A 24,941-nucleotide genomic window follows, 5' to 3' on the forward strand; every position below is an offset into this window, starting at 1 on the left:
GGGGCGCGGTTTTTGTGCCCTACGCCTCAACCAGGACTTTGGCGGGGGCAAAGCGGGCATCCTGTTCGGCCCGGAGCTTATCGCACAGCCGTCCTTCCGGCAAAATCACGTCGTCGTAGGTGATGGCCTGATCCCTGGGGATATCCCGCTTCAGGCGACAGCCCTCAGCTAGGCCCATGGGCAATAGGCGCTGGGTCTGCACCACGTCAGCATTTTCGCACTGGCCGTAGGTTTTGTAGTAGCCGATGCCGTCTAGGGTTTCTCCGGCCTTCAGATCGGTCTTGGCGAGGGTAATCACATCCACCATCGGCCCTGCAATGGGTGCTAGCACCACATCGTTGCACAGCACCACCCGCGCCACCGAGAGCGGCACTTCCAAATGGCACAGGTGGTAGGGCGTGTAGAAGGAGTAGAGCGGCCCGTCGCCTTTTTTGTAGTAGCGCAGGTAGTGCTGCTGCTTGGGGTCTTCCATCAGGCCGATGACGTAGACCCCCGGCGAGGGCTGGGCTCCCACCACGTAGTCCACAATGCCGCCCCAGGTTTTCAGAGATTCGACGTCGTACACCTGGGTGAGTTCGTCAATGTGGCCCCGAAAGTCTAGGCCAATCATGCCCCGCTGGGAGACCTTCATGCCTGTGGCGTTGGCCACGATGGCTTGCTCAAAGGAGATTTTGGTGCCGTCGGCAAAGCTCGTGACCATGTGGGCAGCTTGGCCCCACTGGGCGGCAAAGCTGGCCTGGGTGGTGGGGTTGCGGTAGGGGTCTTGCAAGCCCTTGATGTTGCCGCAGACCAGGGGCTTCAGACCAATGCTCTTGACGTAGCGGAACAGGTTCATCTCCACACCGGGCTGGTCGCCGTCGCAGCCCGATAGGATAACGCCCGCCTCGTCGGCGTAGGCTTTGAGGATGGGGCCGATGGTGCCGTCCAGTTCGGCGTTCATCATCACCACATGCTTGCGATGGGCGATAGCTTCGAGGATGACACCCGCCGCAAACTCAATGGTGCCCGTTACTTCAATCAGGGCATCGATGCCCTCCGCCCGACAGAGCAACGTGGCGTCGTCGGTGACGGCGGGTTTGCCAGCCCGGATGGCGTCCTCTAGGGCGGATTGGGTGGTCACTTCCAGGGGATCATCAATTCCGGCTTCGGCGTAGGCTTTGCGGGCGCTGGCTAGGGTGCGGCTAGACACCGCCACCAGTTCCATCCCTGGCAGGTAGTTCACAATTTGATTGGCAATGCCCCAGCCCATAAAGCCAGCCCCAATCATGCCCACTTTGACCGGGTTGCCCGCTTCGTGACGGGCCTGTAGGGCGGTATCCACAATAATCATAGGGGTTCAGTCCTTAGCGAGTTTGGGTTAAGTGAGTTTGGGTTAAGCGTGGGTTGAGTTGGATGGATCATCAGGGAAAGGCACGTCCCGGCAGGCCCTCACCCCAGCCCTTCTCCCAGGCGGGAGAGAGGCTGGGGAAGACGCTTAGGCGTCGGCTAACAAGTCCCAACTATTGTCTTTGTCGGAGATCAGGCTGGCAGGCAGGGGCCACTGAATGTTGAGTTTCGGGTCGTTATAGCGCAGACCCCGTTCGCAGCCCGGAGTGTAAAACTCGCTGACCACGTAGACGATTTCGGCCTCTGGGGTCAGGGTTTGGTAGCCGTGGGCGAATAGTTCAGGCACGTACAGCGCCCGGTAGTTGTCCGCCGTGAGTTCGACCCCAAAGTGCTGAAGGTAGGTGGGCGAGTCGGGCCGCAGATCGACGATGACATCGTAAATTGCGCCTCGCGTGCAGCGCACCAGCTTGGTTTCTGAGGCTGGGGGCACCTGGTAGTGCATGCCCCGCACCGTGCCCTGGGTGCCGTTGTAGCAGAGGTTAATCTGGGCCACCTCTGGCTTCATGCCTAGTTCGGAAAACTCGTTGGCGCAGAAGGTACGGGCAAAAAAGCCGCGATTATCGGCCTTCTTGTCAATGTCAACGACGTAGGCTCCGGCCAGGGGCGTTTCGGTAAAAATCATAGGGGTCAACCATCACGGGGGATAGATTCCGAGAAATGCGCGGCTAGGCGGTGGGCAGGGGCACTGAGGTGGGCAACACACCCTGGGGCAAAATCGCTTCGCCGGGGGTGCGGGCCTGGTAGCGCTGGATTTGGTTCTCGGCAATGGATCGGGCCGATTGTCCTCCATAGTAGCCCTGGTAAAACTCCACCACCCATTCCAGAGTATCCGCCAGGGTAAGGCGGGGTTCCCAACCGAGGCGGGCCTTGGCCTTCGAGCAATCCAGCTTGAGGTAGTGGGCTTCGTGGGGATGGGATCCGCCATCCAGTTCCCAGGTGGCCCCATCGCCCCAGAGGGTGGTGAGCCGATCCACAATCCAGGAGACGGGCTTGGCGTCTTCGTCGTGGGGGCCAAAGTTCCAGCCGCCCACAAAGTCTGGGCCGTGGTGCCACAGCTTTTCCGCCAGCAGCAGGTAGCCCCCCAGGGGTTCCAGCACATGCTGCCAGGGCCGAATGGCGTGGGGGTTGCGGATCAGCACGGGCTGACCCTGGTGGAAGGCTTTAATCATGTCGGGAATCAGCCGATCCAAGGCCCAGTCGCCGCCGCCGATGACGTTGCCCGCCCGCACCGACGCCACCGCCACCCGGTGCTGATCGTAGGTTTCGGGAGCAAAGAAGGAGGAACGGTAGGCCGCTGTCACCAGTTCGGCACAGCCCTTGCTGTTGGAGTAGGGATCGTGGCCACCCATAGCTTCGTTTTCGCGGTAGCCCCAAACCCATTCCCGGTTTTCGTAGCACTTGTCGCTGGTGATGATCACCGCCACCCGCACGCTGGGGGTGTGGCGCACCGCTTCTAGGACATTGACCGTGCCCATCACGTTGGTGGCGTAGGTTTCTACCGGGTTTTGGTAGGAATAGCGCACCAAGGGCTGGGCGGCGAGATGAAGCACAATCTCCGGCTGGGCGTTGTCCATGGCCTGGGTGATGCCCTCCAGATCGCGCACGTCGCCCACGAGGGAGGTCATTCCTTGGGCCACTTGGGCCGCTTCAAACAAGCTCGGTTCCGTGGGGGCAGGCTGCGAAAAGCCCACCACCTCAGCCCCTAGCTGCTGTAGCCAGAGGGACAGCCAACTGCCCTTAAAGCCCGTATGTCCGGTAACAAAGACCCGCTTACCGCGCCAAAATTCAAGATCCATGGATGCCTCTTCAGGTAGAACTGCTGTCAATGGGATTGCTGTCAAATCAAGGTTGATCAATCAGGCTGATCAAGACGGGTTGCCGACGAATACCGATCAAGGCCGACCGCAGGGGTCTAACTTCCCCGAGCATGACGGGAGCGCTGGCTTCAGCCTTGCCAAAACCAGCGCCCTAGGAGAGATTTACCACACCTTCCAGGGAGCCTGGCCGCTGCCCCAGAGGTCTTCTAGCAGGTTTTTGTCGCGCAAGCTGTCCATGGGCTGCCAAAAACCATCGTGGCGGTAGGCGGAGAGTTGCCCCATCGCCGCCAGTTTGCGAAGGGGTTCGTGTTCCCACATCACGGAATCATTCTCCACGAAGTCGATCACCTGGGGATCGAGCACAAAGAACCCGGCGTTGATGTAGGCTCCGTCGCCGTCGGTTTTCTCCGAGAAGGATTCAATGATGGTTTGGCCCTCATGGAGCGCAATGGCCCCAAAGCGTCCGGGCGGTTGCACAGCGGTGAGGGTAGCCAGGGTCTTTTGCTGCTTGTGGAACTCAATCACCTCGCTGATGTTGACGTTGGCCACACCGTCGCCGTAGGTGAAGCAGAAGGGCTCGCTGCCGATGTATTCCCGCACCCGCTTCAGACGGCCCCCGGTCATAGTGGTTTCTCCGGTGTCCACCAGAGTAACTTTCCAGGGTTCGGCCTTGCCGCTGTGCACGTTCATCTGGTTGTAGCGCAGATCGAAGGTGACATCGGACATGTGGAGGAAGTAGTTAGCAAAGTATTCCTTAATCACATAGCCCTTGTAGCCGCAGCAGATGATGAACTCATCAATGCCGTGGGCCGAGTAAATTTTCATGATGTGCCAGAGAATGGGCTTACCGCCAATCTCCACCATCGGCTTGGGTCGAATGCTGGTTTCTTCACTGAGCCGTGTCCCCAAACCACCCGCCAAAATAACTGCTTTCATAGAACACCTAACGCATAAGGGTTGAATGCCACGTCGGCGGATCCTCCTGGCGGCACAGCCCTAGGTGTGGCCACCTAGGCTTGGTTCCCTGGGAGCGCGCGCTTCACGGTCTGAACCACTGGATCCACAGGTACCGTCCGGTTGGTTGATCGGTCGAGTCGGTCTTTGAGATGTGTCCATCGCTGGGAAGTCTAGGGCTAGGGTACCCCACCCACCCCTAGGAGTCACCCTACACGATGGGAATTTTTACGCAGCCGATCACCACCATAAACCGGGGGCATCTGCTAGACGTATGGAGACAGGCTAGCAAAATGACCTAGGAATGGCATGAGCCGTCGGTGAAATTGCTCAAGCCCTACGTAAAAAGCTGGTGAAGAGGCTGACGGCTGGGCATTTCTGGGCGTCTGGTTCACCGTCTAATCCGCATTATTACGGTGATTTATCGCCCTACTCTATCTAGCCTAAAGTCGCCGTTGGGTGGTGAGCCCCCCAACGGCGATGCGTCAACATTTCCTGACGGACTAGCCAGCGTCAACCCGTATTTCGCATCCCAGCGGCAATACCGTTGATGGTGAGCAGAGCACCGCGCAACAGCTCACCCTGGCTATAGCGGGATCGGATGATGCCTGTGGCCGCTTGGTCTTTGTACTGGCGCAGGCGCTTCAGCAGGGCCACTTGCAGGAAGCCTAGGGGGACGATGGTGCCGTTCCGCAGGTAGACGGATCGCTGGAGATCGGGGTCGCTGTCCAGCAGGCGCTCGTGGCCTGTAATTTGCAGCACCTTGTCGCGGGTGAGGTGAAACTCCTTGGAGATAGATCCAAACAGGGCGATAAAGCGCTCCCGGTCGTCGGGGTTCGACAGTTCCCGCACGTAGTGTTCGGCAATTTGCAAATCCACCTTGGCCAGGGTCATTTCCACCTTAGACACCACCATCTTGAAGAAGGGCCACTTGTGATAGAAGTAGCGCAACAGCTTCAGGTGCTCTTCGGGGGCCTCCTGCAAGAATTCTTCCAAGGCCGTGCCCACGCCATACCAGGAGGGCAGCAGGAACCGGGCCTGAGTCCAGCTAAACACCCAAGGGATGGCCCGCAGGCTGCTGAGATCCTTTTTGCCGCCGCGACGGGCAGGCCGAGAGCTAATCTGCAACTGGCTGATTTCTTGAATGGGCGTGACCTGGTGGAAGAAATCCACCAGATCCGGCTGTTCGTAGATGAGCTGGCGATAGTGGCGACGGGAACGGGCCGCCAGTTCCTCCATGGTGGCGTTCCAGGGTTTGATGTCGTCGAAGCTGTTGCTGAGGATGCTGGCCTGGAGCACCGCCGTGGTCACGGTTTCGAGGTTATACAGGGCCAGGTCGGGTAGGTTGTACTTGGAAGCGAGCACTTCCCCCTGCTCGGTGATTTTGATCCGGCCCTTGATGCTGCGTCCGGGCTGGGCCAGGATGGCTTCGTAGGCGGGGCCACCGCCGCGCCCCACGGAACCGCCCCGACCATGGAAAATCCGCAGCGCCACCGAGAACTTGTCCGCCGTTTCCTGGAGCGCCTGCTGGGCCTTGTGGATTTCCCAGTTGCTGCTGAGAAAGCCGGAGTCTTTGTTGCTGTCGGAGTAGCCCAGCATCACCTCTTGCAGGGGCACCGGGGTGGAGGTGGCCACATGGCTGGCGGCAATTTGGGCGGCGCGGCCTTGCAGCATTTTCAGGTAGAGGGGAATCTCGAACAGCTCCTCCATGGCGCTGGGGGCGCGTTGCAGGTCTTCCACAGTCTCGAATAGGGGCACGGGCTGAATGCCGCTCAGCCCGGTGACGGGGTCGTAGAGTCCGGCTTCCTTGGCCAGCAGCAGCACCTCCAGCATGTCGCTGACGTTGTGGCTCATGCTGATCACGTAGCTGAAGCAGATGTCGGGGCCAAACTCTTGGTGGAGTTGGCGCACCATCCGCAGAGTGGCGATGGTTTCGCAGGTTCTTTCGGAAAAGGGCAGTTCTCCCGGAATCAGCGGACGACGGGTTTGCAGCTCTGACACCAGCCACGCCGTTTTCTCCCCCTCCGACAGCTCGCTGTAGGGCTGGGGCAGCACTTGGAGGTACTGGGTAATTTCGTCGATGGCATCGGAGTGGCGGGAGCTTTCCTGGCGCAGGTCAAGCTGGGCGAGGTTGAAGCCAAAGATTTCCACCTGGCAGATCAGGGTATCGATCTCCTGGCAGTGCAGCCCGGTGGCCTCCAGGTTGCGGTGAATTAGCCGCAGTTCGGCCAAAAACTCTTCGCCATCGCGGTAAATCGAGGCATCGGGGGCAACGTCCCGAATGCGATCCACGATGGGATCGCCCTGGTAGAGGCGTTCGCTGCGGGCCAGGGTGTTTTTAAGCCGCTGCTTGATATAGGCCAGCTTCAGCCGATAGGGTTCCTGGCGATAGCGGATGGCGAGCTGGTCGTAGATTTCCGGCATTTTCACCTGGTCTTGCTCCAGGGATTCCAGCAGTTCCGGCAGCACCTCACTCCAGTGCAAAGACAGGCTCAGCAGATCCGTCAGCCGCTCGATGGAGGTGATGTACTTGCTGAGCACTAGGTTGCGCTGGTAGCAGGCGGTTTTCCACGTCACCGCTGGGGTAACGGAGGGGTTGCCATCGCGGTCGGCCCCCACCCAAGAGCCAAAGCGACAAAACCGATGGCGCGGCGGATCCAATTCTGGGAAGGTGGTGGTAATGGCCCGCTCAAAGCGCTTGTAGAGCTGGGGCAACGCCTCAAACAGCACCACCTGGAAGTAGTGGAGGGTGTAGTCTACTTCATCGAGCACCGAGGGCTTGAACTGGTGCAGTTCGTCGGTGCGCCACCAGAGGCGGATTTCCTCGGTGAGCTGGGCCTTGAGCGACTCAATTTCCCAGGAGGAGGTGAGGCCCAGGGTTTGCGCCCCTTCCTCCGCTTGATCCATCTGGCGCAAAATGTTGGCGATGCGGCGCTGCTTATCGCGGATGGTGTGGCGGACAATTTCTGTGGGGTGAGCGGTAAATACCAGGCGCACATCCAACTGGTTGATCAGGTTTTGGATCAGTTGGGGGGGCACATTCAGCCGCTTCAGGGTCGGGAAGAGCCAGTGGAAGGTGCCCGCCTCCCGGCGCTGGCTGGCGGGGTCGGCCATGCTGCGGTGCAGCAGATCCGCCTGGAACGAGTGGCCGTTGATGCCCTCTTCGCCCTCCTCGGCCTCCGGGCTGGGATGGGTCTCCGGGCTGGGCTTGCTGCCCCACTGGGCCAGGTCGGAGGTGTGGTAGGCGGCTCGATACTGCTGCTGCTGGCCCCGCTGTTCGTAGTGCTGCTCAACAATATTGATCAGCTGAAAATAGAGGGCGAAGGCCCGCGAAGCCCGAATGGCGTCCTCCAAATCCAGTCCCTCCACCACATCCACCACCGCCTTCACCCGTGCTTCATCGGTGGTAGGGGCTTGGCCCTCCGGAGAGCACATCCGGCGCAACTGGCGCAGCAGATTGAGCAATTCTGGCCCACAGGCGTGATCTAGCACGTTCTCCCACAGGTCTTCTACCACCCGCAGTCGATGGCGCAGGAGCAGGTCTTGGCTGGTGGGCGTAGGCAGGGGCTCAGGCGTCTCTGGTTGAGGGGATGGGGGAGTGGGCAGAAGATCCCCAGAGGGATGCAGCATTGAGCTCATGGGTTCGGGTAGGGAGAGAACAGCGGTATCGCAAGAATTCTATAGGATTCCCTGCTATAGAAGAAGTTTATGGGAAGGGCAAACGAAAAAATAGGGATGGTAAGAACAGAATCAAGGGGCAACATCAAGGCGTAACAGGATACTCCTCACCGCCTACTCTCGCAGGGGCACATGCAGATGGGGGAGGCGCTGGCCCTGGAGCAGTTGCTCGCTGACCAAGCCCGCCTGACGGAAGCCATTGGCCACCAGGCGGGCAGCCACCAGGCCCAGGAGCACCGGAGGCACCAAAGCACCCACCAGAAGATGGGAGCCATAGACCGCCCCAGCACGGGTCGGATGAGGGGAGGAGGTAGCGGTGGGCCGAGGACGAGAAGAGGGCATAGGGCAACGCGCACAACCGTCGCGCACGAACGGACAGACAACCTTTCCCCATCATACCCCTGGCGATTCCGTCCCTGGGGCCGGGTCAGAGGATGCCCATGATTTCCCACGGCGGCGAGGAGTATCCCCCAATCCCGGCACGATCCCCGTCCTGACAATGGTGGTGCCACCCCCAGCCCTGGGGATCAGGGGCCGGGGCTAGGGATCAGGGGCAGGCAGAATATTGCTGCCGAATGCAACCAATGGGCTAGACTACGCTATGCTTCAGTGCTATGTCAGGGCTGGCCCTCTCACCGCCGCCTTTCCCAGGCCCCAACACAGGTCTCCCCGGCGGATTGAGCCCAGCGGCGACGATGAGAGACGATGCCTAGAGGCCGGGTGCAGCCCAGGGGCATCGAGACGATCCTAGCGCCGGGGAAGAGTCGGTCGTCGGGGGGAGGATGACTAGACAGCGGGCACGATACCCTGGTATCAGGGAGTCCGTGTAGGCTCCTCCAGACGTCCCCTAGGATCGACCGTCCTAGAGAGACACGACCCATCCACCCAACTAAAATCATGAGTTAAAGGGTTTAGCCCCTCTGCGCCTATGCCTGTCTCCCTCTCCCAATCCAAGGTCTCGACGAGTGCAGCAGCGCCGGGGGTTGTAGGCTGGCTGAAGGAACACTTGGGACAGCCCGATGCCCATCTGCACATCAAGCTGCGGGGCAATATTCTCCATGTGCTGTGCGAGACGGCCCAGGCGCTGGATCAGCCCACAGTACTGCTGCGGATTGTCCGCGCCCTGCTGGAAGATCGCGACCAGGGCTGGCTCCACCAAACCTACCCCCAGGTGTATCAGATCTATCTCTATAGCCGTCGCCAGGGGCAAGCCAACCCCGACTGGACGGCCCCCCTCTACCTCAATCGGCTAGAGCGTCACCTGGCTCAACTGGTGCTAGAAAACCAGGACGAAGACGACTTACAGGCGGCCCAAACGCTGCTAGCCACCTACGCCCAGGATCATCCCCAACTGTTGCAGGCTGGATCTGAGGGGGGTGGGGCGGTCGTGCTGTCCAACCTCAGCCTCGCCCGCAAGGGGGATCCTGAGGCCATTGCCTGGTACCTCAGCGAAACCCTCAGCGCCCTAGATGTGGGGGTCTGGGTCAGCGTCAAGGCGATTCCTGGCCTAGCCCACCTGCACCGCAGCGCCGTCGGCATTGACTATTACCCCAGCCCCGACCGGGCCTCCCCTGAAGCCTCCCCCCCCAGCGACGACGGCCCCGCCGATGCCACCATTCCCCGGCTGTGGATTCTCTGCGAAGCGGCCTACAGCCCCGATCCTTCCCTGATTGCCCGCCCCACCGCCGAGCGCCTGCGCCTGCTGCAACTCACGCAGTTTAAAGACGCAGTGATTTTGCTTCAGGTGCGGGGGGAGACCCAGCCCGACTGGAGCCTCCGCGTTGACCTGACGCCGCCAGAGGAAATGCTGCGGGAGTGGAGCCGCTGGGGCGATGGGGATTCCCTAGAACGGCTGCTGGCAGCCACCCTAGAGCGCTATCACCTGACGGTGGAAGCCACCCTCAATGGCGATACCCTGCACCTGCTTTGCCAACCCCAGGGCGCGACGGGCGCAGTGCCCACGGTGGTGCAGTCCCAGGCCGAGATCATCGAAACCCTGACCCTGACCCTCGAAGAACTGGCACCCCAGGGCATTCACCGCGCCATTCTCTACGGTCAGGCCGAGGCCAGTGCCGATCCCGCTTGGGTTCACTACCTCGATCTCCCTGCCGCCCAGCACAGCGCCCTCGCCGACTCGCCGGAATACCTGGGGCAAATGGGGGATCTTCCGGCCATGGCCTTTTTGCTCACGCGCCAGCTCAACCCCAACCTCGAGGATCGACTGGCCACAGGGGGGCAGCGGGTGCAGCTCTTGCGCCGCGATCAACTGCTGCACATTATGGTGGATGGCCCCGTGGTGCCCCAGCGCCGACTGGTGGCTCCGCTGCTGCATAACTATCTGCTCAGCCTCAGTCCCGTGGCCCTAGAGGGGGTGCGGATCTACGGGCGACGGTCGGGCCAGCCCCGCCCCGCCTGGAGCTATGGCCGCGACTTTGCGGTGCGGGATCGGCTGGTGCCCGAAGCCGCGCCAGAATTCACGGCCTCCGATGCCTACGTCAACGAGCTGCTGGTGCGGCCCGACAGCCCCATTACCCACGCCGAGATTTCCGCCGAGGAGGAAGCGGCGGCCCTAGCCCACTGGTGGGACACCGTCCGAGATCGATGGCAGAGCCTGCTGGTGCAGTCTCAACTATTCAGCCGCATCCACCCCCTCAGCGTGCTAGATCGCGCTCCCAGCCCGTCCCGTTCTGAGGGGCTGAAGGTAGCAGCGGTGTGGGCGGCGGCAGGGCTACTTTTAGCCCTCCAGGTCGATTGGCTGCTAGGGCAAACCCTTCGTCCTCCCGCCAACGTAGCCCGGGCCGAACCCATGGCTACCCTCGCGCCGCCGCCCCCCAGCCCCGACGACGAGTTTGCCCAAGCCCTGGCCGAACTCGATTGGCCCAACGGTCAGCAGGCCCAGGCGGGGGAAGGATTTGTGGCGGGCAGCACCGACCTATTTACGAGCCCCAACCAGCCCCTCGCCGCCATCGACGACCTGGTGGAGGCCTCTCCCTTCTCCACCTTTAACAGCGATCAACTGGATCAAAAAGTCGCCCTCTATGCCCAACAGGTGGCCGCCGAAGGCCCTGCGGATGTGCTGATTGTAGGCAGTTCGCGGGCTCTGCGGGGGGTTGATCCAGAAGCCCTGCGGCGTGAGTTAGCGGCCCTCGGCCACGACAATGTCAGGATTTTTAACTTTGGCATCAACGGGGCCACCGCCCAGGTGGTTGATTTAGTCCTGCGCCAGGTGCTTGAGCCAGAGCATCTGCCGCGACTGATCCTCTGGGCAGACGGGGCTAGGGCCTTTAACAGCGGGCGCACAGACGTCACCTACAACGCCATCGTCGCCTCACCGGGCTATCGAGAGCTGATCACCCAGCGCCCCGATCTGCCCCCAGCCCCAGGGGAGAACACCGCCGGGGCCACCCCCCTCGCCCACGGACGATCCCTACCCCAGAGCTACGCCGCTATGGATGAATGGCTTAGCGACCGGATCGGTGCCTTTTCGGCCATTCACCCAGAACGGGAGACGCTGAAGCAGTGGCTTCAAACCCAGATGGGGGCGATGACGCCCTCCGTAACGGGGGCGATGGCCGCCACCGAGGAGCAACTGGATGCCCCCATGCCCGCTGGCAGCGCCATTGACCGCGATGGCTTTTTGCCGCTTTCGGTGCGGTTTAACCCGGCCACCTACTACCAAACCTTTGCTCGCGTGGCCGGACGCTACGACGGCGACTACCAGGATTTTCGTTTGGATGGGGGGCAGATGGAGGCCCTAGACGAACTCCTGCGGTTTACCCAGGAGAAGCGCATCCCCATCGTGTTCATCAACACCCCCCTCTCCGACGAATACCTCGATGACTATCGCCAGTCTGCCGAGGCCGAATTTTTGCGCTTTATGGTCAGCCTCTCCACCACCGAGTCCGGGTTCTTGTTCCGGGATTTGGGGCAGGCTTGGCCCCAGCAGTACGACTATTTCTCTGACCCCAGCCACCTCAACCGCTACGGAGCCTTCCAGGTATCCCAACGGCTGGCCCAGGATCCTCTGATTGCTTGGCCTCGACGGTCGGCCCCCCCTGCCCCATGATTCTGCCGTCTATTACCTACGCCCTATTTTTGATCAGCGTCATCGGCATTTTTTGGGCGCTGGAGTCGTCGCGGGCGCGACTGTGGCTGCTGTTGGTGGCTAGCCTCGTGTTCTACGCCTCCCTCCAGGTGCAGTATTTGCTGCTGATGGTGGCCCTGCTGCTGGTCACGTTTTTCATCGGCACCGCCCTTGTTGCCCCGATGGACTGGCGCACCCCCAATGCCCGCTGGCAGGTGGCCGAGCAGGGTTGGAACCGCCGCCGTCGGTGGCTGCTGGGGCTGGGAATTGGGGCAAATGTCCTGTTGCTGCTGGGCTTTAAGTACCTAGAAGGCATCGGGCGGCTGCTGGGCTGGACGGGGATCAGTTTGGCTCGTCTAGACGACACCTTCACGGGGCTGGTCATGCCCCTAGGGCTCAGCTTCTTTGTGTTCGAGTGCATCGCCTACCTGGTGGATGTATACCGAGGCTCCCCCGCCGCCGTCAATATCGTGGATTTTGGGGCCTACAAGCTGTTCTTTCCCAAGCTGATCTCCGGCCCCATCACCCGCTTTCACCCCTTCCTAGAGCAGGTGGAGCGCCCCAGGGATCCAGGTCTGAATGGCGTGGTTGAGGGGCTGTGGCTGATTGCCTACGGGGCCGTGAAAAAACTGCTGCTGGCCGACCACATCGCCATTTTGGTGAATCTCAGCTTCGACAACCTACCCCGTGCGGGCAGTGCCGACATTGCCCTAGCGGTCTTTGCCTACGGCCTCCAGCTCTACCTCGACTTCAGTGCCTACGTCAACATCGCTCGCGGCAGCGCCCTACTGCTGGGGATTAACCTACCCGAAAACTTCGATGCCCCCTACTTCACCACCAGCCTAGCCACCTTCTGGCGGCGCTGGCACATGACCCTAGGCGACTGGCTGCGGAACTATCTCTACTTTCCCCTGGGCGGATCTCGCCAAGGGCTGGGGCGCACCTGCGTCAACCTGATGATTATTATGCTGATTGCCGGAATTTGGCACGGCAACAACTGGGGCTTTGTCATCTGGGGGGGCATCCACGGGGCGGGGCTGGTCATCCATCGCTTGATGCAGTCCCTAGGAAAGGCCGTGCCCGCCATGGCGGCATTTTGGCTCAGCCTCCCCGGCACGATCCTCGGCTGGATGATCACCCAGGGGCTGGTGTTTTCAAGCTGGCTATTTTTCCGCCTGCCCGACCCTCAGCAGTTTACCCTGGCTCTGCAACGGCTGGCGGGCACCACCGCCGACCCCCAGTTTGTCCAAGGGGTTTATCTAGAATCCCTGGGCTTTAGCTACGGCCAGCTTTGGCTGCTGCTGGGGGGATTGTTTGGGCTGATGGGGATCGCCTATGCCCTCCGGCGCGGGCTCAAGCTGGAGCTAAGTTGGCCCGTCAAGCTGCTGCTGATTCCCCTCTTTAGCCTACTGGCTTGGCTGCTGGCCCCTGCCGAAACCCTGAGCTACATTTACTTCGACTTCTAGGATCAAGATGGCGAGTCTGGGGCGCTGAGGGCCTCCGTCGGGCTTGAGGTCAGATCGCCCTTTCCACCGCAGCCTCGGCATACACACTGTCGAAGGCCGCTTGTAGGGCCTGCATACGGCTGTCTACCTGGTAAATGGCCGGGGGCGATGGGTAATCCGAGGGTTTGCGCTGGCGCACAAAGCGGTCTAGTTCTAGGGTGGCGAGGCGATCTTGCACCTGGCCCGGTTTGACCACAATCCACACCTGGCGGTTGCGCTGAATGGAATCTTGCACGATGGATTCGATGGCGAGGGCGGCGGTGACGCCGAGGGTGGGCACATCGCCCAAATCTAGCACCAGGGCATGGTAGTTTTTCACAAAGGACAGGCGGCGAGAGATGCTTTTAGCGGCCCCAAAGCTCATCGGCCCGCCCAGTTGAAACAGCAGAATATCTCCCTTCGACCGGGCCAAAATCTCTTTTTCGGCGAGGGCGAGGTTGCTTTCTTCGGTGCCGTCAGTGAGGGTTTTAATGCGGCTGCTTTGCACATCCGTGAGGCGTTTGATAGTGAGCATGTTGGCCACAAAGGCCCCCACCAGCACCGCCGTAATCAGGTCAATAAACACCGTCAGAAACAGCACCAGATACATAATTCCGGTGCCCTTGAGGGAAATTTTGGGGGATCGCTTAATGAAGCCCCAGTCCAAAATGTCAATGCCCACCTTCAGCAAGATTCCGGCGAGGACGGCGTTCGGAATTTGCGCCGTTAGGGGGCCAGCCCCCATCAGCACCACCAGCAGCACGAGGGCATGAACCATTCCCGACAGCGGCGTTTTACCCCCAGCTTGGACGTTAACCACCGTCCGCATGGTGGCCCCCGCCCCCGGCAATCCGCCAAACAAACCCGATACCAGATTGCCAATCCCCTGGCCGATCAGTTCCTTATCCGAATCGTGCTGGGTGCGGGAAATACTGTCGGCCACCAGGGAGGTGAGCAGAGAGTCAATGGCCCCCAACACTGCCAACATCAGGCCGTAGCGCAGCATCTCATCCAGTTCGCGCAGGCTAAAGGTTGGAAACTTGAGGCTGGGGAACCCGGTGGGAATCTCGCCAATGCGGGGCAGCGCTCCGGGGTCAAAGGCGATGACCGACAGCAGCGTGGCCACCACCAAGGCCACCAGCGGCGCAGGCAAAATGCGGTTCAGCCGTCGAGGAAAGCAGAACACAATGGCTAGGGTCAGCAATCCCAAGCCCAGGGCCACCCCGTTGGGATTCTGCAAAAACTGAGGCAGATCTTGCAGGGTGCCCACCACGCCACCGGACGCGGCATGGCCCAACAGCGGCGGCAGTTGCAGCAGGATGATAATCACCCCAATCCCAGACATAAAGCCGGAAATTACCGTGTAGGGCAGTAGGGTAATATACTGCCCCAGGCGCATCAGGCCAAACACCATTTGCAGAACTCCGCCCAGCATCACCACCGTAAAGGCCATGGCCAGCCCGGTGTCGGGATAGCGGGCCACCAGGGAGGCCACCACCGTGGTCATCACCACCGTCATAGGGCCTGTGGGGCCAGAAACCTGGGTGGGGGTACCGCCAAACAGGGCGGCAAAAAATCCGGTAAAAATCGCGCCGTAGAGTCCGGCGGTGGCCCCTGCCCCGCTGGCTACACCAAAGGCTAGGGCCAAGGGCAAGGCCACAATCGCCGCTGTGATGCCGCCAAACAGATCGCCGCGCCAGTGCCGGAAGCTAAGGGAGTTGATGAGAGGGAAAGCCACAGTAGGAGCCTAGCCATAGAAAGGGTAATGGAACATAACGTAATCTATCGCCTCCCGTTGACCCGTGATTTAAGGGAGAAAATTAAGGTTGATGGCCAAACCATTCCCCTAGCGGCCAACATCTAGGGGAGTGGTCACGACATGGCTCTCAGCAACCCGCAAAATCAGGGCGCGGTTGAGGCCCGACCGCACCGTGCGGCCTCCGGCGTTGCACTCTCCCCATCGATCCATTCAGGGCTCCTCAGCGGTACAGCAACACCGGAATTTGGCTGCTCCTCAGCAGTTGCACCGTGGTGCTGCCAATCACCAAATGGCGAATGCGGCGATGGCCGTAGGCCCCCATCAGCAGGAGGTGGATGGCGTGGTGGTCGATGTATTGGGCAATGGCCTTTTCCGGTTCACCCATCTGCAAGGTGGCTTTAGGATTAAGGCCAGCGGCTTGCAGGGTTTCCACCGCCTTGGTTAGGCTGCGCTTTCTTTCCCCCTCGGATTCCGCAGAGGCCACCGTCAGCAGATGAAGGTCTAAATGGTGCAGGCTGGGGGTGTTGGCCAAAAAGGACAGCAGCTTTTGCCCGGTGGGGCTGCCGTCGTAGGCCAGCAACAGCCGCTCGATGGGCGCAAACTCGCGGGGGGTGACTAGGCAAGGCTTTGGGCTACTGCGCACGATGCGATCCACATTGGCCCCCAGGTGTCCGGTGGCAAAGTCCGCCGCCTCTCCCCGCTTGCCGATCACAATCAGATCCACCTCCGCCGCCAGGTTGTCGAGGCAGTCCACCAAAAATCCGGTTTTATGGATCAGCTTTACGGTGGCGGCTCCGTGCTCGGTGATGGCTTGTTCCGCATCATCTAAAATCAGCTTCGACTTTTGGTGGTTAAGCCGCGCCCGTTCGTGCTCCACCTCCACCAGCTTCTTCAGCAGACTTTCTGCGGCCCCCAGGCCAATGCTGCCACTGAGGTCGCTGGCTTCAGCCGTCGCCTGCCCCCGAGCATCGGAAACATAGAGAACATCGACGCTGGCCTCCATGCGCTGGGCAAACCAGGCCGCATAGGGGTAGCTCGTTCGGGCAAAGGCTGACCCATCGGTACAGAGTAAAATTCGACGCATGGTGTTCCTACTAGGCTTCGATGGTGGGCTGATCGGCGGGCTGACTGTGGATGGCGAGCTTCTTCACCAGGGTGGCGCTGGCCTCGTTCAGCCCGACCACCTCCACCTCCGCGCCAGATCGCCGGAACTTATTGACGACCTTATCCAACGTGGCCACGGCCCCTTGATCCCACAGGTGGGCATGGGTGAGGTCAAGGGTGACGCGATCAATAAACTCGCTGAAGTCAAAGGCTTCTAGGAATTCATCTTTGGAAACAAAGAAAATTTGCCCGGAGACGTTGTAGACCCGGTGGCCGTCCTCTGGCATGACCTTGTCCACAAACACCAGTTGGGCAATTTTGCGGGAGAAAAACACCGTGCTCATCACAATCCCCGTGGCTACCCCCAGGGCAAAGTTGCGGGTGAAGATGGTCACTAGCATGGTGGTCAGCATCACCGCCGTTTCAGTGCGGGGAATTTTGGCCATATCCCGAAACGACGCCCAGCGGAAGGTGCCGATGGAGACCATGATCATCACCGCCACCAGGGCCGCCATGGGCATTTGCCGCACCCAGGTACTCAAAATCAAAATAGCAAACAGCAAAAACACCCCCGCCGCCAGGGTAGACAGCCGCCCCCGTCCGCCGGACTGCACGTTAATCACCGATTGGCCAATCATGCCGCAGCCCGCCATGCCGCCAAAGAAGCTGGTGATGATGTTGGCGATGCCTTGGCCCTTGGCTTCGCGGTTTTTGTCGCTGGGGGTATCGGTCAGATCATCGACGAGGGCCGCCGTCAGGAAACTGGCCAGCAGCCCCACAATCGCCATGGTAAGCGCCGTGGGCAGCACAATTTGCAGGGTTTCTAGGGTAAAGGGCACCTGGGGCAGGGCGAAGATCGGCAGGGCCGTGGGTAGTTCGCCCATGTCGCCCACCGTGGGCACCTCAATATTTAGGGCAATTTTGGCGACGGTCATCACAAACAGCGCCACCAGGGGCGAGGGCACCCCCTTGGTAAAGCGGGGCAGGAGGTAGATAATCGCCAGGGACAGCGCCGTCATGATGTACACGGCAACGGGCACATTAGTGAGCTGGGGCAGTTGGGCCAGAAAAATCAGCACCGCCAGGGCATTGATGTACCCCACCATCACGGATCGGGGCACGTAGCGCATTTGTCGCCCCAGCCGCAGCAGGCCAAAGATGACCTGAAATATCCCACAGAGCAGGGTAGCTACCAGCAGATATTCCATACCGTGATCGCGCACTAGGTCAATCATCAGTAGGGCCATGGCCCCAGTGGCGGCGGAAATGGAACCGGGTCTGCCCCCCAGAAAGGCTGTCACCACAGCAATAATGAACGACGCATACAGCCCCACCTTGGGATCTACCCCAGCGATGATCGAAAAGGCAATGGCCTCTGGAATCAGCGCCAGACCCACCACAGCCCCCGCCAAAATGTCGGCCTGCGTATTGAAAAACCACTCCCGTTTCAGCCGCCGCAGCCGCTTTTGTAGTGCTTGAGTATTCAAGATCGCTCCTTAACTTTGAGTCTTCAACTTTAAAGCTTCCCCACAGCCGACGTTCCCAAGAGGGGGGTAGCCCCTGTAGCGGTGGTTTAAGGCCATAGAGAAAACCGCCCCAGGCATTACGGTCGCGGGGACAGACGCACCATATCCATAGCGATAGAATGAACTGGGTGAGCGCCAAAAGCCTAGCCATGAAGGTGCTGCGACCCGTTGCAAGGCGCGATTCAAAACCTGGCTAGGGTCAAACGGTCTGTCTAAGGTTCTTTCGTTAACCTCACAGCGCTAAGCGCCCCTAGGGTGGACTGACCCAGGCTGGGGAATACCTTTGACAACGCAGCAACCGCATGACCGTAGCTAGCACAATTCACAAAACTTAGTCAAAAGTATTAAACGGGAAATTGGGCTATCTGTCTAGGATCGGCATTGAACTTCATCAATCCCTTAAGGAGCAACCCCATGGCCACCAAGCAACAATTTCGCAACCTCGAAGACGTCATCACGGGGTCTGACCTGCCTGTATTGGTAGATTTCTACGCTACCTGGTGCGGCCCTTGCCAGATGATGGCCACCATTCTTACCCAGGTGAATGAACAGTTGAAGGGCCAAATCAAAATCGTCAAAATCGACAGCGACAAGTACCCCCAACTGGCCTCGAAGTACCACATCGCCGCCCTGCCCACGCTGATTTTGTTCCGGGGCGGGCAACCCATCGACCGCATTGAGGGCGTGTTGCCTGCGGATCAACTAGTCAGTCGGTTGCGGGGTAAGCTGGGCTAACCTAGCTTGAGGCGTCACCATAGGCGTCACCATAGGCGTCACAACAACGATAGATCAGCGGTGGAGAGAGCAAATTCGGTGGAGTCAACCCGTCCTAACCCAACCAACCCGAAGCAGCCGCCCTCCGCCACCATTCCTTGCGCCGTTGCCCTGGGCAGCAACCTAGGCGAATCCCAGCGCATCCTAGCGGCGGCTCTGCAACAGTTGGGTAGCCTTACGGAAACTACTGTCACCGCTCGATCTAGCCTCTACAAAACCGCCCCCGTTGGCCCGCCCCAGCCCGACTATCTCAACGCCTGTGCGCTGATCGAAACCCACCTTTCCGCCCAGGATCTCATGGCCGCACTCTTGGCCATCGAAGCCGACTTTGGCCGCATTCGCCAAGAGCGTTGGGGGCCGCGCATCCTCGATTTAGACCTGATTCTCTACGCCGATCAGGTAATTAACGAACCCGATTTGCAACTGCCGCACCCCCGCTTTCGGGAACGGGCCTTTGTGCTGGTGCCCCTGGCGGAAATTGCCCCCCACTGGGTTGACCCCGTCACCGGGCGCACCATCCTTGACCTATGCAGCGCCCTAGATCGCAATGGCGTCGAACCGTTGTCCTCAGCCGAATCTGCATAATCCATCCAGCGGCCTAGATTCAGTATGGTGAATTGGGTAGGGGCCGAGTCTCCTGGCCTATCCATGCCGCCAGTAGTTTGCCCAATGGGGCATCGCGAACATCCATCAACGGGGCAAGTCGCGCAGCCACTCCACCGAGGTGAGATACAGCGTTCCTTGGGGCAGGGTGTCTAGCACCAGATCCAGGCTGTCTAGATTAGCCAAATCCACGCCCTGGAACTGGGCCAGGGGAATCCGTAGGGCCGTGGGATAGACGGGCAGGGCAGCGGAACGGTTGGGGGCATCAAAGCGGTAGAGGGCTGGCGTGGTGGGCGGAATGTCTACCCGGGCCGCTCGTCCAGATCGGTCGCGCAGAACGACGGCAAAGCTGGGGTTGGGGGTGCTGGGGTCGGCGGCAAGGCGCAGTTGCAGGGCGCTCACGCCTCGGACGTCTCCCTGGGGCAGGGGGAACCGCAGCCATTCGGTGGGGGTGTCCCAGCGCAGCCGCAGCAACGCAGGAAACTGAGGGTGGGGCCGGGGCAGGTTGCCGCAGGGGGCAAAGGCGGGGCAAGGGGTCAGGCGCAGTTGGGGGCTGGCGGCGTAGGTGGGACGGGGATCGGCGTCCCAGGTGGCCGGATGGTCATGGGCTGAAAATAAACTGTGGCGCTGGGCAGCGGGCCAGACCAAGTGAGTCATCACGGGCACCTGGGCAATCTGGGCGGGGGCGGGCTGCTGGGCTGAGATGCCAAGGTTCACAGCAGTCGCGAAGGACTCATCCGCGACGGTCTGCGCCAAGGCGGCGGAGAAAAACGATTGGCTGTAGCGGGTCAGCCAGGTTTCTTGGGCCACCCGCGAGAGGCGCTGGCGGGACTGCTGGGGGTTGCACAGGGCAGCATGGTCGGGGCGGCGGTAGTAGTCGTCTTCGCGAACGGCGGCATTGAAAAAGTTGTGGTTGGCCCCCAGGGGCATCACCACGGCCACGGGGGCGGTGCGATTTGGATCCTGGTCGGCGGTTTCGGCATAGTAGAGGCTGCTGAAGTCGGTGATATCACGATCACAGCCCCCTAGCAAAATCGCCGTGGGGAGGTCGGGCAGTTGGTAAATTTCATCCCACTGGGCGAGGGGTTGGCTGCGAGTGGGGGCCACCAATATCAAGGCCGACACCGGGCCAAGGCCGTTGGCAATCTGCGCTGGACGGGTTCGATCTTGCCGGGTGAGGGCATTCAACGCCGCCGCTCCACCCCCCATGGAATGGCCCACCATCCCCAGGCGATTCCAGTCTAGCCGACCTGTGATTTGGCGGGTGAGATCCGCGCCAAAGCCAGGATCTTGCCCCTGGTGGGCGTCGGCCAACCGGGACAGGTGGGCATCAATGATGGCCTGACTGCGTTGGTCAGCTAGAATGTTGCGCCGTTCGGGGGTGGCTCCGTAGGTGGCAGAAAAGGCGGCGTTGAGGTTTGGGACAATCACCCCAAAACCCGCGTCCACCAAGCCCTGGGCCAGGTAGGCCAAGCCTTGATCGTAGGGGGGATCCGCGCAGGGCCACTGGCTGGGGCCATGGACGGCAAAATGACAGCCCCCGTGGCGACCATGGAGCAGCACCACCCAGGGCACCGGGTCAGGGCCGTCGGGCAGGCCAATCACTCCGGTCAACGGTACAGGCATTGTGGCCAAGGCTGGATCCACCCCCGTTTGCACCAGGGACAGGGGGCCTAGGTCGTAGGGACGAAGGGCGGCGTAGCGACGGAGATCGATAGTCGGTCGCTGGGGACGCGGCACCGTCTGAACTTGGGCTAGTCCCGCTGCTGAACTCAGGCCCAGCCACACCCCCAGGCCCAGGCCCACCCTAGCCCAGCCGCGTTGCCAGAGGACACCCATCAGGCGGCGTCGGGCTTCACCCGCATCACCACTAGGGTCATGTCGTCTTCGTTGCTGCGGTCGCCACCAATGAACCGAGTCAGCAGGTCAAAGGTGTAGTTGAGGATTTCGTCGGCGGTGGTGAAGTTGCGACAGGCCCACTGCAAGGCCCGCTCCAGGTTTTCCTCCTCGAAGCGTTCGCCTCGCCCGTTGGCCGCTTCCGTGAAGCCGTCGGTGTAAAAAATCACGGTGTCTCCGGGCTGGAGTTCGATGGAATCCTCGTAGTATTGGGTGGTCATATCTAGGCCCAGCAGCATCCCTTCGGTATCTAGGCGGGTCATGGTGCCCGTGGCCGCCCGCCACAAGAAGGGCGGATTATGGGCGGCGTTGCCGTAGGCCAACAGACGACGGGTGGGGTCGTATTCGGCATAGAACAGAGTGACGAAGCGGTTGGAGTTTTCCAAGTCGCTGTGCATCACAAAGTTGAGGTGCTGCAAAATCTGGGCCGGGGAGTGGCCGTTCAGCACCTCCGCCCGCAGCATTCCGCGCATCATGGTCATAATTAACCCGGCGGGAACGCCCTTGCCCATCACGTCGCCAATGGCCAAACTCCAGGGGGCCACCGCCGACACCTCCGACCCCGGATAGCGCAGTTGGTCGTAGGTGGTGGGGATGAAGTCGTAGTAGTCGCCGCCGACCCGCTGGGCGGTTTTGCACTGGGCGGCCAAGTCCATGCCAATGATGCTGGGGCACTGGCGCGGCAGCAGTTGGAGCTGAATTTCTGCGCCAATTTCCATCTCCCGATCTAAGCGCTCTTTTTTCCGCAGGGCCACGGTCAGCTCGTTGTTTTCAATGGCCACGGAGGTTTGGTCAGCCACCAGGCGCACCAGCTTTTGGCGGGTTTCCGTCCAGGCATAGTCGGGGTCGCGGCTAAACACATAAAGCCGCCCCCGCTCCACATTTTGCACAATGATGGCGGTGCCAAAGAGCTGAAACTCGTCGCCTAGGTAGCGGTTGACCTGATGATCGAGGGCCACCATGGCGTTGCGGGCGGTGGCGGTAATGCTGCCCTCGGCAGTGGGCTGCAAACTGGCGGTAACTTGCCGGGTGGCCGCTTCCAGGGCCGAGCGCACGTTCTGACAGTGATCTTCGCTCTGGCAGTGCAGTCGCTCCAGTCGCACCTGACCGTCGGCCCGAAACAGCACCAGCGCCCCACCCCCCGCATCGGTGACGCGGCTGGCAATCATGGGGATGAGTTCTAAAAACTGGTTGAGATTGTTGAGGCTGCGCAGGGCAAACCCCAAGGAACTCAGCAAATCTTGAATTTTGTACTGTTCGCGCTGTAGCCGTGCCACCAACTCTTTGAGGGCGAACACCGGAGGAGCCTCTGGCAATCCGGTGCTGCCAGTGACTTCAAAGGAGGGCGATGACCCCGACGACATGGGAACAGATGTCATGGACGACCTAACCAAAACGCATCTACACCAATCAACAACACGAGGCGCGAACTCCTATCACACCGGAGCCATGCCTCAACCGAATTCAACGCCGTGCAAAGGTTTCTCATCTCTGGAAGGCCAATGTGTAGGCTTAGCCATCCTGGGGTTTGGCCCATGAAACCGAGATCACTCGCCAAACCGCACTGAGCGATAGCCCATACTAGCGCATAACTTTAGAACGAATTAGAGAGTTTGTAAGAGATTATGCCCAGTCTAAAGTGGATAATTGAGCCGGACGCTTGAAATCGATCACTCCTTACCTTGCAGGCCACGATTCTGGCTTACCCCTACCCTCTCATCTAGCGACACTATTGCCCCTAACCCTATCTGCATAGGCTCCAGGGGCAGACCCCCCAGACCCAGGGCAGAGGATAGATGCAGAATCGGTCTTGGCCCTGGGCCGTTGAGCCGGGGTAATTCCCCTGAACAGCGGCATAGCGGGATCCTAAACCTAGGACATCCGCCCTCCTCACAAAAACTTGCGGATATTCTAACGGATGAATTAAAAAGTGGCGCGCGGTTTTTGGGTTTGCCACCAATCTTCGCAGCGGGCCACGGTTTCCTCTAAGCTGCTACTCACCACGGGGTAGGCTAACTGAGGCCGATCAATCAGGATCAACGCCACCCCCAGGCGCTCCGCCACTCGACGTTTGGTGTCTTCGCCCCCCGGCTGTCCAGAGGCTTTGGTGATCACCGTGGTGATGCCCCACTGCTGCCAAAGGGCCTGTTCCAACGCTTCCCCAATGGGCGGACGCAGGGCCATTAGCCGCTCCGACGTAAACCCTGCATCTAGGGCAGCATTGAGGGCCACCGGAGAGGGCAAAATCCGGGCAAACAGAGTTGCCTGATCTTGCCAGGGCCGAAACGCCGCCAGCCATCGGTAGCCCAGGGTCAACAACACCCGCTGTCCGGTCAGAATATCCGGCGTTAGAGCTGCGGCCAAATCCGGCACTCGCAGCGGTTGCCCTGGGTATTTCGAGGCTGGGACTTCTGAGGCTGGGGCGGCTGAGCATCCTGGGGCAGCGGGTTCGGCAGCGGCAGCCTCGGCGGCACCAAAGTCCACATCAACCGACGGGGGACGCTCGTAGCGCCAGTAGGGTAGACTCAGGGTCGCGGCCTGGGCGATGGCTCCCTGGGAAATTTCTACCGCAAAGGGGTGGGAGGCATCGAGAATTGCGCCGATGGCCTGGGCTTGAATAAAGTCTGCCAGGGCATCCGTGGCCAGAGTTCCTACCCGCACCGTTAGCCCAGGGGCTTCAGGATAGGCCCGCTTTGCCGCCGCCGTTGTCACCGTCACCAGGCAGGGAATCCCCCCTTGGATTAGCCTTTGGGCCAAGATCACCGCCTCCCCCGTGCCGCCAATCAGCCACAGCCGAGGTCTTCGATCATCCCTTCCTTGAGAAAGCTCCTGCGTTACCACTTACAGCATCACCACAGTTTTTACCAGCAGAGTCAACGCGCTCACCACTAGAGCCACCGTCGCAGCCATTCGGTCTGGTAGCCATGGCCACTGCCGCCCATGCCGCTGCTGTATGCCCCCTCCCATCCTAACAATCCGCGCCAATCCGCGCCCAAGCCAAGGCACTTCGACCGCTGGAGATTCGGCTAAGATTCGGTTTCTGGACTAGGGCTGTCCTGATCATCCTGGCATCAACGCGAACCCTATGAAGAATTACACCAAATCACCACAGACCTGTGACAATTCCTGACAACGCTAGCTGGGCTTTTTAAGATAGGTAATATAGGTCTTTTTTTATACACTGGCATCTACATCTATTCACCCATTTTCCTCCGCAACGACTCTTATCCCGACGTCAGGTGTGAACTATGAAATCCCATGCTTTCTCACCGTTAAAAACCGCCGCCCTAGGACTGTTAGGGTTAAGCGCTGGGTTGGGCTGTCTGAAGGCAGGCAGCGTGATTGCCCAGGCTTGGCCCAACTGGAGCGGCACACCACTCTACGGAGAAATTAGTTTATGGTCAGGATTTGAGCCCGACCCCTACACAGTAGACATCGTGGCTGGCGGTAGTTCCAGCGTCAGCAGCATGGGTCTAGGTTCGGGCTGTACCGGATTTATTACCGCTGAGCAGCCCGATTTTCGGGTGCACTATGAGGCGGGCCAATATCCCCTCAGTTTCCTGGTCGAATCGTCGGCAGACACCACCCTCGTCATCAATGGGCCAGGAGCTGGGTGGTACTGCAACGATGACTTTGATGGGGCCAATCCCATGGTGATGTTTAGCGCACCAGCATCTGGTCAGTACGATATTTGGGTTGGGGTCTATGGCAGTAGCTCGACCCACGGGGCAACTTTGTATGTCACGGAATATGACCTAACCCGTTAGGGATACCCCCCTATCCCCCATACAACCGTTGCCCCCATACAACCGTTGCCCCCATGGATGATCGGGCGATCCATCCACGGGGGCAACGGCGGGGTTTTACGGTGAACTC

At 60.4% G+C, this 24,941-nt stretch carries 18 protein-coding genes; 5 read left to right on the plus strand and 13 right to left on the minus strand.

Going from position 1 to position 24,941, the window contains the following annotated elements; translation table 11 throughout:
* Positions 1–19: 19 nt before the first annotated feature.
* From GFS31_RS17920 to GFS31_RS17945, 6 genes are all read right to left on the minus strand, one after another.
* Positions 20–1,330, minus strand: a complete 1,311-nt coding sequence (locus tag GFS31_RS17920; protein WP_198806097.1) for an NAD(P)H-dependent oxidoreductase — start codon at positions 1,328–1,330, stop codon at positions 20–22.
* Positions 1,331–1,474: 144 nt separating this feature from the next.
* Positions 1,475–2,008 (minus strand): dTDP-4-dehydrorhamnose 3,5-epimerase, encoded by a 534-nt coding sequence (gene rfbC / locus GFS31_RS17925; protein ID WP_198806098.1) that lies wholly within the window; start codon positions 2,006–2,008, stop codon positions 1,475–1,477.
* Between the two features lie 43 nt (positions 2,009–2,051).
* Positions 2,052–3,182, minus strand: a complete 1,131-nt coding sequence (rfbG, locus tag GFS31_RS17930) for a CDP-glucose 4,6-dehydratase (protein ID WP_198806099.1) — start codon at positions 3,180–3,182, stop codon at positions 2,052–2,054.
* A gap of 183 nt (positions 3,183–3,365) precedes the next feature.
* Entirely contained in the window at positions 3,366–4,139 is a 774-nt protein-coding gene (gene rfbF / locus GFS31_RS17935; protein ID WP_198806100.1) for a glucose-1-phosphate cytidylyltransferase, read from the minus strand.
* A gap of 531 nt (positions 4,140–4,670) precedes the next feature.
* Positions 4,671–7,796, minus strand: a complete 3,126-nt coding sequence (ppc, locus tag GFS31_RS17940; RefSeq protein ID WP_198806101.1) for a phosphoenolpyruvate carboxylase — start codon at positions 7,794–7,796, stop codon at positions 4,671–4,673.
* A 153-nt stretch (positions 7,797–7,949) separates the two neighbouring features.
* On the minus strand, positions 7,950–8,177 hold the full coding sequence (locus GFS31_RS17945) for a hypothetical protein (RefSeq protein WP_198806102.1): 228 nt from the start codon (positions 8,175–8,177) through the stop codon (positions 7,950–7,952).
* Between the two features lie 586 nt (positions 8,178–8,763).
* Between GFS31_RS17945 and GFS31_RS17950 the strand changes: the two genes are divergently transcribed.
* Both GFS31_RS17950 and GFS31_RS17955 read left to right on the plus strand, forming a co-directional pair.
* On the plus strand, positions 8,764–11,901 hold the full coding sequence (locus GFS31_RS17950) for a hypothetical protein (RefSeq protein ID WP_198806103.1): 3,138 nt from the start codon (positions 8,764–8,766) through the stop codon (positions 11,899–11,901).
* Entirely contained in the window at positions 11,898–13,385 is a 1,488-nt protein-coding gene (locus GFS31_RS17955; protein ID WP_198806104.1) for an MBOAT family O-acyltransferase, read from the plus strand. Before GFS31_RS17950 ends, GFS31_RS17955 begins: the two co-directional genes overlap by 4 nt.
* Before the next feature lie 49 nt (positions 13,386–13,434).
* Here GFS31_RS17955 and GFS31_RS17960 read toward each other — a convergent pair whose 3' ends face one another.
* From GFS31_RS17960 to GFS31_RS17970, 4 genes are all read right to left on the minus strand, one after another.
* Entirely contained in the window at positions 13,435–15,141 is a 1,707-nt protein-coding gene (locus GFS31_RS17960; protein ID WP_198806105.1) for a SulP family inorganic anion transporter, read from the minus strand.
* A gap of 108 nt (positions 15,142–15,249) precedes the next feature.
* Positions 15,250–15,372, minus strand: coding sequence for a hypothetical protein (locus GFS31_RS21360; RefSeq protein ID WP_263974866.1), 123 nt, complete (start codon positions 15,370–15,372; stop codon positions 15,250–15,252).
* A 10-nt stretch (positions 15,373–15,382) separates the two neighbouring features.
* The gene (locus GFS31_RS17965; protein WP_198806106.1) at positions 15,383–16,246 is read right to left on the minus strand and encodes a universal stress protein; all 864 of its coding nucleotides are present in this window, start codon (positions 16,244–16,246) and stop codon (positions 15,383–15,385) included.
* Positions 16,247–16,256: 10 nt separating this feature from the next.
* Positions 16,257–17,726: a SulP family inorganic anion transporter gene (locus GFS31_RS17970; RefSeq protein WP_410503871.1), complete on the minus strand. Its 1,470-nt coding sequence runs from the start codon at positions 17,724–17,726 to the stop codon at positions 16,257–16,259.
* A gap of 480 nt (positions 17,727–18,206) precedes the next feature.
* On the opposite strand from GFS31_RS17970, the gene trxA reads away from it, so the two are divergent.
* Positions 18,207–18,527, plus strand: a complete 321-nt coding sequence (gene trxA, locus GFS31_RS17975) for a thioredoxin (protein WP_198806108.1) — start codon at positions 18,207–18,209, stop codon at positions 18,525–18,527.
* 78 nt (positions 18,528–18,605) lie between these two features.
* Positions 18,606–19,151, plus strand: coding sequence for a 2-amino-4-hydroxy-6-hydroxymethyldihydropteridine diphosphokinase (gene folK / locus GFS31_RS17980; protein ID WP_225907491.1), 546 nt, complete (start codon positions 18,606–18,608; stop codon positions 19,149–19,151).
* A 105-nt stretch (positions 19,152–19,256) separates the two neighbouring features.
* Here the strand turns inward: folK and GFS31_RS17985 are convergent, their stop codons facing one another.
* The 3 genes from GFS31_RS17985 to GFS31_RS17995 all read right to left on the minus strand — a co-directional run bounded on the left by GFS31_RS17985 (position 19,257) and on the right by GFS31_RS17995 (position 23,906).
* Positions 19,257–21,008: a hypothetical protein gene (locus tag GFS31_RS17985; RefSeq protein ID WP_198806109.1), complete on the minus strand. Its 1,752-nt coding sequence runs from the start codon at positions 21,006–21,008 to the stop codon at positions 19,257–19,259.
* Positions 21,008–22,444 (minus strand): PP2C family protein-serine/threonine phosphatase, encoded by a 1,437-nt coding sequence (locus GFS31_RS17990; RefSeq protein ID WP_198806110.1) that lies wholly within the window; start codon positions 22,442–22,444, stop codon positions 21,008–21,010. The genes GFS31_RS17985 and GFS31_RS17990 overlap by 1 nt, the downstream gene beginning before the upstream one ends.
* Before the next feature lie 544 nt (positions 22,445–22,988).
* Positions 22,989–23,906, minus strand: a complete 918-nt coding sequence (locus tag GFS31_RS17995; protein WP_225907492.1) for a precorrin-6A/cobalt-precorrin-6A reductase — start codon at positions 23,904–23,906, stop codon at positions 22,989–22,991.
* Positions 23,907–24,313: 407 nt separating this feature from the next.
* On the opposite strand from GFS31_RS17995, the gene GFS31_RS18000 reads away from it, so the two are divergent.
* A complete protein-coding gene (locus tag GFS31_RS18000) occupies positions 24,314–24,832 on the plus strand; it encodes a hypothetical protein (RefSeq protein WP_198806111.1) in 519 nt (172 codons plus the stop codon).
* The last annotated feature ends 109 nt before the right edge of the window (positions 24,833–24,941 follow it).

It is taken from the genome of Leptolyngbya sp. BL0902 (assembly GCF_016403105.1).
In the GTDB taxonomy this organism is placed as follows: domain Bacteria; phylum Cyanobacteriota; class Cyanobacteriia; order Phormidesmidales; family Phormidesmidaceae; genus Nodosilinea.